Source organism: Hwangdonia lutea, from assembly GCF_032814565.1.
GTDB classification, from domain to species: domain Bacteria; phylum Bacteroidota; class Bacteroidia; order Flavobacteriales; family Flavobacteriaceae; genus Hwangdonia; species Hwangdonia lutea.
The window spans coordinates 1,864,346-1,877,593 of the sequence record NZ_CP136521.1 but is presented as its reverse complement, the minus strand read 5'-3'; the positions used below and the strand labels follow the sequence as shown (position 1 = coordinate 1,877,593).

Sequence of the window (13,248 nt, the reverse complement as noted above, 5' to 3'; positions counted from 1 at the left end):
GTAATTACGAGAAGGAATCGAAATGACGATTTTATTTAACAGCAATTTCCTTCTGGAGAGCAACATGCCTCAACCTTTTCAACTATTTTTTCTGATACATTAACTATCTTTTCAGGAACACCACAAACGCTTTTGGCTTTACAATCGGTTTTTTCAATAGCCAATTTAACTATAAAGTCGTTATCGCGTATTTCGAAATCGTTAACAAACAATTGCGCTGTATTAAACGTCGCATTGCTATATTCAAATTTAACTTCGGCATCTAAATTGTAAGCCTTCATTTTACCCACTTTTTTAAGAATGGCCATGGCTTTGTAAACCGACATATACTCGGTTTTACCTTTTTCTAAAGGGCTTTCCCAAAGTTGGATAATGGTTTCTTTCCAAGTATCGGTTTGTGCCCCGCAATCCACAGATTCTATGGCAACATGCTTTACTTCGGTAATATGATAGTTGGCGCCAACCCATTTGTTTGGTGCATATTCGAACACCAAAGATTTGTCTTTGTTCTGTTCTAAAACGTTAAATAATTCTTGTGTTTTCATAATTAAGTGATTTTTATTTTTATTGCCTCCAAGGAGAGAATCCATTCTATTTTCCTATTTCAATATTTGAAAATTCCTGCCTTCGCAGGAATAACAACAAAACCAACTAGCAACAGTTGGATTTTGTAGCATTAAAAAATGTATTTAATTGATTCTGCAAATCATTCCATCGGTTTACATTAATGCAATAACACATACGCTTCCCTTCTACTTCTCCGTTAAGCAAACCCATACTTTTTAGTTCTTTTAAATGCTGAGAAATGGTAGCTTGTGCTAAGCCAATTTCTTCAACCAAATCGTTGCATATACAGGCGTTCTGACGACTTATATACTGTAAAATTGCTATACGCGCAGGATGCCCAAGCACTTTAAAAAGCTGCGCTAAATCGTTTTGTTGTTCGGTAAATATTTGTGATTTAGTTACTCCCATTTTATTATCTATATATCGCAATATTACGATGTTATATTTAATTAAAAAAGCCAAAATTGATTTTTTTTGGCTTTTTTTTCAATTATGATATTTAAGATTTATTAAGATTCCCGTTTTCACGGGAATGACAATATCAACGGAAACCTCGTTAAAAAAACGAGGAATTTCTTTTCAATTAAAACCAAGGTTTTTTTCCTACTTGATAGGTGTTATAAAACTCTTCATCAGATTTTGTTAGGTAGATAATACCTTCGATAAATCCTACCACACCGGGTACCCAAACAATTAAAAGTCCCACACCAACACAAGATAAAAGTATCCCAATTAATGTTGCTCCTAAAAGGATGCCACCTTCTTTATTATACCCTAAAATAAACTTATGAACTCCCAATCCGCCAAAAAGAATACCTAAAATACCTGCTAATATTTTTTTATTTTCGCCACCAGAGGCAAATGTTTCCTTGGCGCTATCAGCAAATTCAGAAGCTGTTTCTTTAGCTTCATCAGCAATATGTTTTGCTTTTTCTTTGGCATCATCAGCAAATTCTCCTGCTTTACCAGCCGCTTTTTTTGCACCTTCTTTGGCATCACCTAACATATCGTTTAGGTCGTCGCTTAAATTTTTTTCGTCGGACATTTTATTTAATAATTTTGGTTAGACCATAAAGTTAATAAATTTATGCATTATTAACTATTTCTTAAAACTATTAGTATTTAAAATAGGTTAATTGTTACAAATCACTTTAAATAATAAATCATCTGAATAACATAATTACACCGCCAATAGCTGTAACAATTAAAATAAAACGTCTGTATTTTATATTTGAAATTAACTTGACTATATAGGCGCCCAGGAAAAACCCTATAATAACTGCTGGGATTAACGCCGAATTTAAAACCAAGGATTCAAAGGTTACGGTTTTCCAAATAAAAATATGAAAAGGTAATTTGAATACATTTATAATGAAAAACAACCATGCAGCCGTACCAATAAATTCGTTTTTAGGAAAACGCATGGCTAAAAAATAAATGTTTGAAATGGGGCCTGCCAAATTACCAATCATCGTTGTGAAACCCGCTAAAAAACCCGTTCCCGATGAAAATAATTTATGCGTTGGCACTTTATTGGAATTTCTGCTTTCGGAGTAAAACATAATCATTACCGAGGCAATTATTATGATAGCCATGAGCCTTTTAAAAAGGACTTCGGAAATATCATTACCAACCCACACGCCCACTAAAACACCAACAATCATCCATGGGATGAGCTTTTTAATAATATGCCATTGGGCGTGTCTGTTATAATAAATAACGGCGAAAACATCAGCACAAATTAACAGGGGAAGCAGAATACCCGTCGATGCTTTTTCGCCAAAAACAAAGGCGAGTATAACAACAATGATAATACCGATGCCTTTAATTCCCGATTTAGATAAACCCAACAAAAAAACTGCAAAACCAATAACTGCCCATTGTAATGCAGTTAGTTGATACGATTGAAGTATTTCGAAATAGGGCAAAAGTTCCTTTTAGATAAAAAACGAATTTACAAAAAAGCACTATCTACAGGTTCCCAAAGTTCTATTTTGTTGCCGTCGTTATCTAAAATCCAACCAAATTTTCCGTAATCGTATTCTTCAACTTTGCCAACAATGGTAACGCCTTCTTCTTTTAAAACCTTTAAAAGCTCCTCTAAATTTTCAACCCTATAATTAAACATAAAGTCTTTTTTTGATGGCTCGTAATACTTGGTGTCTTCTGCAAAAGCACTCCATTGAGTTGTGCAGTCATTCCCGTCTTTATCCTTCCACCAAAAGGTGCATCCGTAGTCATCGGTATTAAAACCTAAGTGTTTTTTGTACCAATCTCGCGATGCTTTTGGGTCTTTGGTTTTAAAAAATAATCCGCCTATTCCTGTTACTCGTTTTTTCATTTTTTTCTGTTTTTTATGGCACTTTCGTAAATATCAATCCACTCTTGGCAAGTCATTTTTCTGGTTAATTCGCCAATAAGTTCAAAAGGAATGTCGTCCAAATACTTAAATCGGATACAGCTTTTACCCATATCTAATTTGCGTTTGCAATGTTTGGGGTATTCGTTTACAAACCAATCGTGCAATTCTTTTTTAGCATAAATACCGCTGTGGTATAAGTTTACCGAGTTTTTTTGTGATGCAAAACTCATAAAAGGCAACGGTGTTTTAGGATCGCAATGGTACCCATTGGGATAAACCGAATGTGGCACGTAATATCCAATCATTTTATAAATGATACCTTCCTCAAAATCTTTAGGCAAATTATCGTTAATGACTTTTCGTAATTTTTTTAGGGCGTTCTGACGTTCTTCAGGGACTTGACTGATGTAATCTTCTGGTGATGTGGCGTTGTACTGCATATTTTTATTTTTTATTTACGTTGTAATATTAATCCAGAAATTAGCGAGATGATAAACCCAATTACGGTTACCAGAGCGAGCATAAATAAAGCGCCCATAGTGCTTGTTATTTCAATAACCTCATCGCCTCTTCCTTGGTCAATTAACATTTGTGCATAATCCTGAAAAAAATTAGGGTTTAGAAATTTAGTGTAAATAAAATCGGCAAGCCCAATGCCTATGCCCACCAACACTGAAATCAATAAGCCAACAGTTATCGCTTTGCCTAATGAAATCACTCCTTGATTAACATGGTCTCTGTAGTGTTTTATCGCAAAATAAATGAATGACAGCGATATGAAAATCGAAATATAACCTAATACTTCTAAGGTAGAAAAGCTTAAATTTTTGGCAAATGCCAAGTGTGATAAAAAAATGACAAAACCCGTGATGCCACCAAAAATTCCGTATTTAATTATTGTGGTTTTCATTGTTTGAGGTGTGGGTTAAACATGCTGATCGATAAGAATGGTATTGCCATCGGGATCGAACAGTACAATACTTGCGGGACCTTCGGTACTCTCGTCGGCTTCTCTTTCTAGTTTTATCGATTTGTTTTTTAAATGTTTTTGAATCTCGCGAACATCGGTAAACGTTTCCAATTTGTTTGCGCTTTCATCCCAACCGGGATTAAAAGTTAAAATGTTGTTTTCAAACATGCCTTGAAAAAGACCAATTAAGGCATTGCCGTTTTTCATGATTAAATAATTCATTTCAATGTCGCCGGCAAAAACAGAAAACCCCAATGCTTCATAAAATGATTTAGATTTATTAATGTCTTTCACATTTAAGCTTGCAGAAAATGCTCCTAATTCCATAAATTTTATTTTAATATTAATATCGCCCTAAAAGTAGTTTAAACCCCTTTTTTAGAATTCATACTAAAGTACGAATTTTAAATAATCTGTAATTTTTTTGCGATTTGCATTGCTTGGGTGCGTCGTTTTGCATTTAATTTTACCAGCAAATTTGAGACGTGCGTTTTTATGGTGCTTTCTGAAAGGTATAATGTATCGGCAATTTCTTTATTGGATAAGCCTAAGGAAATATGTTGTAAAACTTCGTATTCGCGATTGGTGATTCCCAATGCTTCAATTTTTTTATGGTTGATTTCTTTTGATGGTGTGTTTTGTTTCTGAAGGCTCTTTTTGTTTATATAAACACCAACAAAAAAGAAAACGATCGCGATACTGGCAATTACTATTTCTGTTTTTAAATCTCCCGAAACGATGGCGTATTTCCCAATTTGAAACACTAACAACAATGCCAAAATTAGAAGGGCAAATACAATAATGATTTTTTTCATTTTCAAGATTAAAGTTAAATTCTGCTCTCGTTGGATATGTGATTCGTTGTGATTACATTGATTTTTTAAAACTTTTCAAAAACTCTTGTCGTTTCTACAGAGCAAGGTACGAGCAACGAGAAATCTTATAATTATGTGATTCCTCCTCGTTCCTCGTTCGGAATGACAATCTAAAAATAAATGAGTTCCATTCTTTTTATAACAACATGAATTTTAAGACCCACAAACGTTTGTTTACAATTTCAAAATATTATTAAACATGAATAATCTCGTCATCACCCAAAAGCGCATCACCTCGTAACCTTAAAAATATTTGCGCTACTGCAATGGTGTCTTTTTCGCAGTAAATAATGATGCGGTCTATGTCGTTTTCTTCATAATAAACGCGATAAACTTCGCTACCGTCAATATCATCTTTTGGCGAAGGAATACCCAAAACATTGGTCAGTAATTTTAACGAGGTATAGGTTTTATAATCACCAAATTTCCAGAGTTCCAACGTATCTAAATGCGGTACTTCCCAAGGTTTTTTCCCGAACAGATTCAGTTTATACGGCAATTCGATGTTATGGATTATCATCCGTCTCGCTATGTACGGAAAGTCAAATTCCTTGCCATTGTGCGCACAAAGTAAGTGCTTGGTTTCACTAAAATGCGATATTAAAAGGTTTTTAAAATCTTTAAGAATTTTAATTTCGTCGCCAAAAAATGAGGTAACCCTAAATGTTCTGTTATCGCCCTGTAAGGTAAAATACCCCACCGAAATGCAAACTATTTTGCCAAACTCAGCCCAAATTCCGGCACGTTCATAAAACTCCTCTGCAGTAAATTCATCTTTACGTTGGTATTGCGATTTTTGTTCCCAAAGCACTTGTTTGGTTTCTTCCAAATCTGAGAACTGCTTGGTTTCCGGTACGGTTTCAATGTCCAGAAATAAAATGTTTTCTAAGTTTAGTTTAGAGATCATAACCCAACATGTTATATGCTTCTTCAATATAAGTAAAAATATCGCCCGTAAATTGCCCGACTTTATTGTTGTTTCCTTTGGAATGCCCAAGTCTGACGATGATGATATTATCATTAGGTTCAACAATTACGTATTGCCCAAGGTGCCCGCGCATCATAAAAAAGTTTTTGCTCCCAATGGTTTTTAACCAAATGCCATAACCATACATTGGATAATTTTCAAATCGGGGTTTAATAGACTTTGCCACAAAAGCAGAATCCAACAATTGTTTGCCGTTCCATTTGCCATGGTCTTTATACAGTTTTCCAAAACGTGCAAAATCCTTGGCATTACTGGCAATACAACAATAGGCTTTTACTAAATCGTGCGCCTCACTATCCACTTGCCAAAGCGTTGGGTTTTCGCTTCCCAAAGGTTTCCAAAAACTTTCGGTTAGGTAATCGTACAGTTTTTTACCTGTGGCTTTTTCAATAACCATAGCCAGCATTTGGGTGTCGCCACTTGAGTATTTAAAAGCTTTCCCGGGGTCTTCAACAACTTTTAAACCGAGCATGACTTTTTCCAGATCGTCATCAAAATAGGCCCGTGTTGTAATAGACAAAGGCGAATAATAATGCTCATCCCAATTGGTACCAGATGCCATACTTGATAAATCGCCAACCGTCATTTTAGCAGCTTTTCCTTCGCAAAATTCCGGCAAGAAATCGCAAACTGGTTGGTCTAAACTTTTTATATAACCGTCTTGAATGGCTTTGCCCATAAGCCCGGACACATAGCTTTTAGCCATGGAAAACGAATTGGTTTTTGAGTTTTCGTTAAAACCATCGTAATAATTTTCAAACCAAATACTATCGTTTTTTATAATCACATAAGCAATGGTACCGTTGGCTTTATTGATTTCCTTTAAACCTTCGGATTCTTGAACGGTGTTGTAATTTTTATGATTTGGCCAGGGTTGGGGCGTACCGTTTTCAACCACTTGGTTGTCAAATTTTTTGTAATCTTCTAAATAAGCCGTAGAGTGTCCGCTAAGATAAATGGTTCTAACCGCTTTAAGTAAGTAATCGGTATCGGTGGCGTAAAGTACGATTATTAATAAACCAAATAGGATGACTATCCATTTTAAGAATTTTTTCAGGAATTTCATTTTAAGAATTTTAGTTAAAATAAATATAGGAAAAATTTTATGTTTTAAGTAAACTAAAATAACGATTGTTGCTTATACGGACTTTCGTGTTCCAACAGCCATTTTTTTCGGTGTAAACCGCCGGCGTAACCGGTTAAACTACCGTCGCTACCAATAACACGATGACACGGAACAATTATCCAAAGTGGATTTTTGCCATTGGCATTGGCAACAGCGCGAATGGCTTTTACATCGCCCAGTTGTTTTGATAAATCTAAATACGAAAGGGTTTTTCCGTAAGGGATTTGCTCTAAAGCTTTCCACACTTTTTGTTGAAAATCGGTACCCTTTGGATTGAGGTTTAAGTTGAATTGTTTTCGAGAACCTTCAAAATACTCATGAAGTTGAATGACGCAATCTTCCAATTCAACAGGTATAATATCGGTAATTTTTTCTTCTGATGCTTTACTATTTAAGACCGTAACCGAAGCAATGCCATCATCATCACCCATAATTTTAGTGAACCCCAAAGGCGATTTGATGATGCAGCTTTTCATCTAATTATTTTTACTTTACAATGGTCAGTTGCCACATTCATTTTAAAATAGCTTTTCAGTACATGTTTTAAACAGGTATGTTTTTTTTATTCCTCGGTATTCATATCGTCTAAAATACCTAACTTTTTGGCCCGGGCTTCCCAGTTTTTTCGTGCTTGTACTTGCAAATCTGATACGTTATCGCTTTCGTCCATAATTTCCAGACCCAACAAAGTTTCAATAACATCTTCCATGGTTACAATGCCGCTTACGGTACCGTATTCATCAACTACCAAGGCCATGTGGTTTCGGGTTTCCACAAGCTCTTCAAATAGCGTAGGAATGGCCATATTTCGAGTTATTACAATAATGTCGCGTTTCAGTTCAGAGAGTTTTTTGTTGCCGTTACCCAAGGCCATTTCCTTAAACACGTCGTCTTTTAAAACCAGTCCTTTTATATTGTCTTCGGTATCGGCATAAATAGGAACACGAGAGAACCTGAGGTTTAAATTTTTATTGAAAAAATCTTCAACGGTGGTATCTGCACTTTCTGTTTTCATAACCGTTCGCGGGGTCATGACGTCTTTGGCTTTAATTTCTTTAAAGGTCAACAGGTTTTTTATGACTTTACTTTCCGATTCTTGAAAAACACCTTCTTCGTGTGCGATATCTGCCATGGCATGAAAATCTTCACGACTTAAAATGCTGCCGTGGCTTTTCCCACCAATGAGTTTTGTAGTGAGTTGAAGCAACCAGAGTAAGCCAGTCCATTTTAATGGAAATATTAGAACCCTTAAGGCTTTGGTGGTAAAATTAACCAACGATTTCCAATACGTTGCGCCAATGGTTTTTGGTATTATTTCTGAAGCCACTAATATTAAAATCGTCATAATTGTCGATACCACACCAACCATTAAATCTTCGGTAAACGTAACACCAAGAATGGTTCTTGTTTCCGAACCGTATAATTCGGCATAGGCAGATTTTGCTTGTACACCCACTAAAATAGCACCAACGGTGTGCGCAATGGTATTTAAGGTAAGAATAGCAATAAGTGGTCTGTCTACATCTTTTTTTAAAGCTTCTAAAGCAAAGGCATAATCTTTACCTTCCTGCTTTTTTACATTAATAAAAGTTGGTGTAACGCTTAACAGAACAGCCTCTAAAATGGAACATAAAAATGAAAAAAAAACCGAAATAAAAGCGTAAAACAGAAGTAATCCCATAAGAAAATTTAAAGGTCTAAAATACTAATAATTTATGAGTTTTGGTTTAATTTTTTATAGCGGTATAAAATAATTGTTGCAATTTGGGTCTAATATTCAAAGTGTAAATATTTCGGTGTGTTCGGCTTGGATAAACCCGATTGGAAAGAAATATAAAAACAAGCTCGTTTTTGGGGTCTGCCCAAACAAACGTACCTGTAAATCCTGCATGACCAAAACTTTCCGGACTCACTTGTGGCGCCGGATAAGCTTCCTTTATACTTAAGGTATCGTTACCAATTAATGGTTTATCGAACCCTAAGCCTCGGCGGTTGTTGTTTTCTGGGTATTGAATTCTGGTAAATTCCTTTACGGTTTCGGGTTTAAAATATTGTTTGTTGGCATAAGTTCCGTTTTGAACAAGCATTTGCATAAATTTCGCCAAATCCGTGGCGCTACCAAACAAACCTGCATTTCCAGAGATACCACCCAAAAGTGCCGCATTATCGTCGTGTACCCAACCGTTAACCAAGGTCTTTCTAAACACGGTATCTATTTCCGTGGGCACAATGGCGTTTTTAAAATTTTTATCCTTTGGAAGATAACCAAGCGTGTTGCAACCCAGTGGTTTGTAAAAATTATCTTGAAGATAGGTTCGGTACGGCACACCCGTGATATCTTCTATAATTTGCGGATAAATCAATGATGCAATACCCGAGTATAAATATTCTTTTTTACCATCGGCCTTAACGCGTTTTATATGTCTGTAGATTTTATTTTTAAATCTGTTTTTCACATAAATATCGTTATAATATTGCTGCGAAAACCGTTTGCTTTTTTTAGTTTTAATAAAACGCTTTTTTATTTTTCCGTTCTTTTTATAAACCTCCGCTAAAAAAACAATATAAGGCTTTATCCCCGATTGATGCGCCAACAGCTCCCTAAGTGTGATGTCTTTTTTATCCTTTTTGTGTTTCCAGTCTTTCCAATAAGTGCTAAAAGGCGCATCCAAATCTAATTTACCTTCCTCAAAAAGTTTCATTAAAGCCGGTAACGGTCCCGCTATTTTGGTTACGGATGCCAAATCGTAAACATCGTCTAAATTTACTTTTTGAATGCTATCGTAAGTATGGAAACCATAAGCTTCATGAAAAATGATTTTACCTTGTTTAGCAACCAACAATTGTGCGCCCGGAAATGCTTTTTGAATGATGGCATCGCGCATTATAGAGTCGACATTGGTTTTTATATAAGTTGAATCGAGCCCAACCGAATCAGGGGTATCATAACTTAGTTGCGCGTTTACTGTTTGAACACAAAACACAAAACAGCAGACTAAAAAAATTTTAAAACGAATCATATATGAATTAATTATGGGCTTGAAAGTTACGAAATCAATTTTACAATATCTTTAGCAAAGTAACTCGCAATCACATCGGCACCAGCGCGTTTAAAAGCGGTGGTGGTTTCCAGAATTATTTGGTCGTGATTTAACCAACCTTTTTCGGCGGCGGCTTTAATCATGGCATATTCGCCCGAAACTTGATACACGGCAACAGGCACATCAAATTCATTTTTAATATCGCTTAAAATATCTAAATACGACATACCTGGTTTTACCATCACAATATCGGCACCTTCATCAATATCCATTTCGGTTTCCCTAATTGCTTCGTGGCGATTGGCGACATCCATTTGATAGGTTTTTTTGTCTTTCGGAATGTCCTTTAAATCTACAGGAGCAGAATCCAAAGCATCTCGAAAAGGCCCATAAAACGCCGAGGCATATTTTGCGGAGTAACTCATAATGCCCGTATCGGTAAAACCTTCGTCTTCCAAAGCTTCGCGAATGGTTAAAATACGGCCGTCCATCATATCGCTTGGTGCCACAAAATTGGCTCCGGCTTTGGCGTGGGACACACTCATTTCTGCCAGAAAATCTGCGGTATCGTCGTTAACTACAACGCCGTTTTCAATAATACCATCGTGTCCGTACATAGAATATGGGTCGAGTGCCACATCGGTCATTACCAACATATCGGGGCACACATTTTTTACGGTTTTAATGGCGCGTTGCATCAATCCGTTTGGGTTTAAGGCTTCTTTTCCTTTATTATCTTTTAAATTATCGGGCACTTTTACAAAAAGCAACACCGATTTTAATCCGAGTTTCCAAAGTTCTTTCACTTCGTTTTCCAATAAGTCCAAACTATATCGAAAGTAATTGGGCATCGATGCGATTTCTTCTTTAACGCCTTTGCCTTCAACAACAAAAAGTGGGACTAAAAAATCGTTTGGCGTGATTATGGTTTCACGAACTAAACTACGAATGGCTTCGTTGGTTCTTAATCTTCGGTTTCTTCTTAATGGGTACATGGTTTTTATATTTTGATAGGTTTCGACTGCGCTCAACCTGACATTTGATTTTTAATTTGTGTTAAACCCAAACTTTCGGTTTTTTTAATACGTCTATTAATTTTTCTTCGTCACTTCCATCTTCGGGATGGTGGTCGTAAACCCATTGGACGTGTGGTGGCAAACTCATTAAAATACTTTCAATGCGTCCGTTGGTTTTCAATCCGAAAAGCGTGCCTTTATCGTGAACGAGATTAAATTCTACGTAACGCCCACGACGGATTTCCTGCCAATTGCGTTGTGCTTCGGTATAAGGCAGGTCTTTTCGTTTTTCAACAATGGGTACGTAGGCTTCAAGGAAACTATCGCCAACCTCGGTAACAAAATTATACCAATTTTCCATGCTCATGGTTTCTGAAGTTTTGCAATAATCGAAAAACAAGCCGCCTATGCCTCTGCCCTCGTTTCGGTGGGCATTGTAAAAGTACTCGTCGCAGCGTTTTTTATAATTTGGATAAAACTCGGGATTATGTTTGTCGCATGCTATTTTACAGATTTGATGAAAATGTTTGGCGTCTTCTTCAAACAGATAATATGGCGTTAAATCTTGTCCGCCACCAAACCAACTATCAATAATATTTCCATCTTTATCGTACATTTCAAAATAGCGCCAATTGGCATGTACGGTTGGCACCATCGGGTTTTCAGGATGCAAAACCAAGCTTAAGCCGCAGGCAAAAAAATCGACATCGCCAACCTTAAAGTAAGCTTGCATACTTTTTGGTAATTTGCCGTGAACACCGGAAATATTAACGCCGCCTTTTTCAAAAACACGGCCATTTTCAATTACGCGTGTTCGTCCGCCACCGCCTTCGGGCCGTTTCCAAATATCTTCTTGGAATTTGGCTTTACCATCTATGGCTTCTAATTTTGAGGTAATAGTGTCTTGTAAATCTTGTATGTATTGGTAGAATTTGTTTTTCATTTTCATTCATTTTCAAAATAAAGCTCATAAAGCTCCATATCTAAAGGTAATTCGCCATTTGGCGTAAACTCATTTTTAAGTGTTTTTTTCCAGATAAAATTACAATTTTCAGCGATTTTTACGCTTGCTAGGTTATCTTTATGTACAATAATTTGAAGCGTTTTTAAACCTAAATCCTTAAAGGCAAATCTCGTTAATACTTTTACTGATTTTGTTGTTAGTCCTTTGCCTTCAAACGGATAGCCGATGCAATACGCAAACTCACCTTGTTTTTTAATGGCATCGATTTCTTTTATATAGATTAAACCTGCCAATTGATGACTGTTCTTTTCCTTTAAAGTGAATAAAAACTCTTCTTTTAGTCGGAATTGATTTGCCTTTTTTTCAACAAAAACCTTTGATAAATCTGGTGTTAAATTCTGTTCTAAGGTTTTAGGGAAATAGCGTTTTAATCGGTCTTCATTTGAAACTATAAAATTGCAAAGACTCCAAGCATCTTCAGTTTTTATAGGTTCGATATAATATGATTCTAAATCAAATAGCACGTTCAATTTGTTTAGGTCGTAAGGCTTCAACGGTTTTTAGGGTGGCCGCGGTTACCGATAAAGGCAGCACTAAAATAACACCAATTACCGGAATAAAGAGAAACCCCATAAAAACCAGACCGTTACCAATAGCCAATCCATGATGTTTACGAACGAATTTTATGCTATCGGCATATTTATAATGGCGTTCTAAAGTGTAGTCCATATTACCAAACCCTGCATAATAGGCCTGAACCACGAAGAGCAACAACGAGGTAATCCAACCAATAACGGGAATTAAGCTGATAATTAATATTAAAATAGTTAGCATAATTTCCATAAATAGGTTACGAATATTAATACGTAAACCACGCCAAAGTTGTTGGAAAAACGAGGTGTTTCTGTGTGAATGCTCTTGTTTTCCTGTTAAATAGGCTTCGATTTTTTCGGACACGGGACTCATAAAAGGCGCTGATAATGCCATTATGATGTGCTTGTAAAGAATGAGTCCGATAGCGATGATTAACAATCCACCAATAATATTACCTATGGTTGTAAAGGTTTCTTTGCCCCATTTCCAGACCCAGATTTTAGAAATATAATAACCAATATTATCTGACAACCCATAGGCTGAAACACCAATACTTATGGCCGTTACCACACTAATAAGTATAGGTATGGCAAAATATTTCCAGAGTTTTAGTTTGGATATTAAGCTAAAAGCGCCCAAATATGCTTTGATTGCTGATGTTATATTTTTTATCATAACCTCGTTGGTTTTGCGTTAGGGATTGATGCGGCATCCTTTTTTTGAAAAGTGGAAAACATACTTTATT

At 36.1% G+C, this 13,248-nt stretch carries 18 protein-coding genes; all 18 read right to left on the bottom strand.

Going from position 1 to position 13,248, the window contains the following annotated elements; translation table 11 throughout:
• Nucleotides 1-35: 35 nt before the first annotated feature.
• Nucleotides 36-545 carry a DUF6428 family protein gene (locus tag RNZ46_RS08135; protein WP_316984885.1) on the bottom strand — a complete coding sequence of 170 codons (510 nt, stop codon included), beginning with the start codon at nt 543-545 and terminating at the stop codon, nt 36-38.
• Nucleotides 546-651: 106 nt separating this feature from the next.
• A complete protein-coding gene (locus RNZ46_RS08130) occupies nt 652-975 on the bottom strand; it encodes an ArsR/SmtB family transcription factor (protein ID WP_316984884.1) in 324 nt (107 codons plus the stop codon).
• A gap of 175 nt (nt 976-1,150) precedes the next feature.
• Nucleotides 1,151-1,612 (bottom strand): TM2 domain-containing protein, encoded by a 462-nt coding sequence (locus RNZ46_RS08125; RefSeq protein WP_316984883.1) that lies wholly within the window; start codon nt 1,610-1,612, stop codon nt 1,151-1,153.
• Between the two features lie 118 nt (nt 1,613-1,730).
• Nucleotides 1,731-2,495 (bottom strand): sulfite exporter TauE/SafE family protein, encoded by a 765-nt coding sequence (locus RNZ46_RS08120; protein WP_316984882.1) that lies wholly within the window; start codon nt 2,493-2,495, stop codon nt 1,731-1,733.
• A 26-nt stretch (nt 2,496-2,521) separates the two neighbouring features.
• Nucleotides 2,522-2,908, bottom strand: a complete 387-nt coding sequence (locus RNZ46_RS08115) for a VOC family protein (RefSeq protein WP_316984881.1) — start codon at nt 2,906-2,908, stop codon at nt 2,522-2,524.
• Nucleotides 2,905-3,369 (bottom strand): DUF1801 domain-containing protein, encoded by a 465-nt coding sequence (locus RNZ46_RS08110; protein WP_316984880.1) that lies wholly within the window; start codon nt 3,367-3,369, stop codon nt 2,905-2,907. The genes RNZ46_RS08115 and RNZ46_RS08110 overlap by 4 nt, the downstream gene beginning before the upstream one ends.
• 11 nt (nt 3,370-3,380) lie before the next feature.
• A complete protein-coding gene (locus RNZ46_RS08105; RefSeq protein ID WP_316984879.1) occupies nt 3,381-3,839 on the bottom strand; it encodes a DUF4199 domain-containing protein in 459 nt (152 codons plus the stop codon).
• Nucleotides 3,840-3,854: 15 nt separating this feature from the next.
• On the bottom strand, nt 3,855-4,226 hold the full coding sequence (locus RNZ46_RS08100) for a VOC family protein (RefSeq protein WP_316984878.1): 372 nt from the start codon (nt 4,224-4,226) through the stop codon (nt 3,855-3,857).
• A 77-nt stretch (nt 4,227-4,303) separates the two neighbouring features.
• Nucleotides 4,304-4,714: a response regulator transcription factor gene (locus tag RNZ46_RS08095; protein ID WP_316984877.1), complete on the bottom strand. Its 411-nt coding sequence runs from the start codon at nt 4,712-4,714 to the stop codon at nt 4,304-4,306.
• Nucleotides 4,715-4,967: 253 nt separating this feature from the next.
• Nucleotides 4,968-5,681, bottom strand: coding sequence for a 3'-5' exonuclease (locus RNZ46_RS08090; RefSeq protein WP_316984876.1), 714 nt, complete (start codon nt 5,679-5,681; stop codon nt 4,968-4,970).
• Nucleotides 5,671-6,828 carry a serine hydrolase domain-containing protein gene (locus RNZ46_RS08085; protein WP_316984875.1) on the bottom strand — a complete coding sequence of 386 codons (1,158 nt, stop codon included), beginning with the start codon at nt 6,826-6,828 and terminating at the stop codon, nt 5,671-5,673. The genes RNZ46_RS08090 and RNZ46_RS08085 overlap by 11 nt, the downstream gene beginning before the upstream one ends.
• Before the next feature lie 53 nt (nt 6,829-6,881).
• Nucleotides 6,882-7,364, bottom strand: coding sequence for a methylated-DNA--[protein]-cysteine S-methyltransferase (locus tag RNZ46_RS08080; RefSeq protein WP_316984874.1), 483 nt, complete (start codon nt 7,362-7,364; stop codon nt 6,882-6,884).
• 86 nt (nt 7,365-7,450) lie between these two features.
• A complete protein-coding gene (locus RNZ46_RS08075) occupies nt 7,451-8,569 on the bottom strand; it encodes a CNNM domain-containing protein (protein ID WP_316984873.1) in 1,119 nt (372 codons plus the stop codon).
• Nucleotides 8,570-8,615: 46 nt separating this feature from the next.
• Nucleotides 8,616-9,908 carry a serine hydrolase domain-containing protein gene (locus tag RNZ46_RS08070; protein ID WP_316984872.1) on the bottom strand — a complete coding sequence of 431 codons (1,293 nt, stop codon included), beginning with the start codon at nt 9,906-9,908 and terminating at the stop codon, nt 8,616-8,618.
• Between the two features lie 26 nt (nt 9,909-9,934).
• The gene (gene hemB / locus RNZ46_RS08065) at nt 9,935-10,924 is read right to left on the bottom strand and encodes a porphobilinogen synthase (protein WP_316984871.1); all 990 of its coding nucleotides are present in this window, start codon (nt 10,922-10,924) and stop codon (nt 9,935-9,937) included.
• A gap of 61 nt (nt 10,925-10,985) precedes the next feature.
• Nucleotides 10,986-11,888: an oxygen-dependent coproporphyrinogen oxidase gene (hemF, locus tag RNZ46_RS08060; protein ID WP_316984870.1), complete on the bottom strand. Its 903-nt coding sequence runs from the start codon at nt 11,886-11,888 to the stop codon at nt 10,986-10,988.
• Between the two features lie 2 nt (nt 11,889-11,890).
• Nucleotides 11,891-12,433, bottom strand: coding sequence for a GNAT family N-acetyltransferase (locus tag RNZ46_RS08055; protein ID WP_316984869.1), 543 nt, complete (start codon nt 12,431-12,433; stop codon nt 11,891-11,893).
• Nucleotides 12,423-13,178: an EI24 domain-containing protein gene (locus RNZ46_RS08050; RefSeq protein ID WP_316984868.1), complete on the bottom strand. Its 756-nt coding sequence runs from the start codon at nt 13,176-13,178 to the stop codon at nt 12,423-12,425. The genes RNZ46_RS08055 and RNZ46_RS08050 overlap by 11 nt, the downstream gene beginning before the upstream one ends.
• Nucleotides 13,179-13,248: the final 70 nt, after the last annotated feature.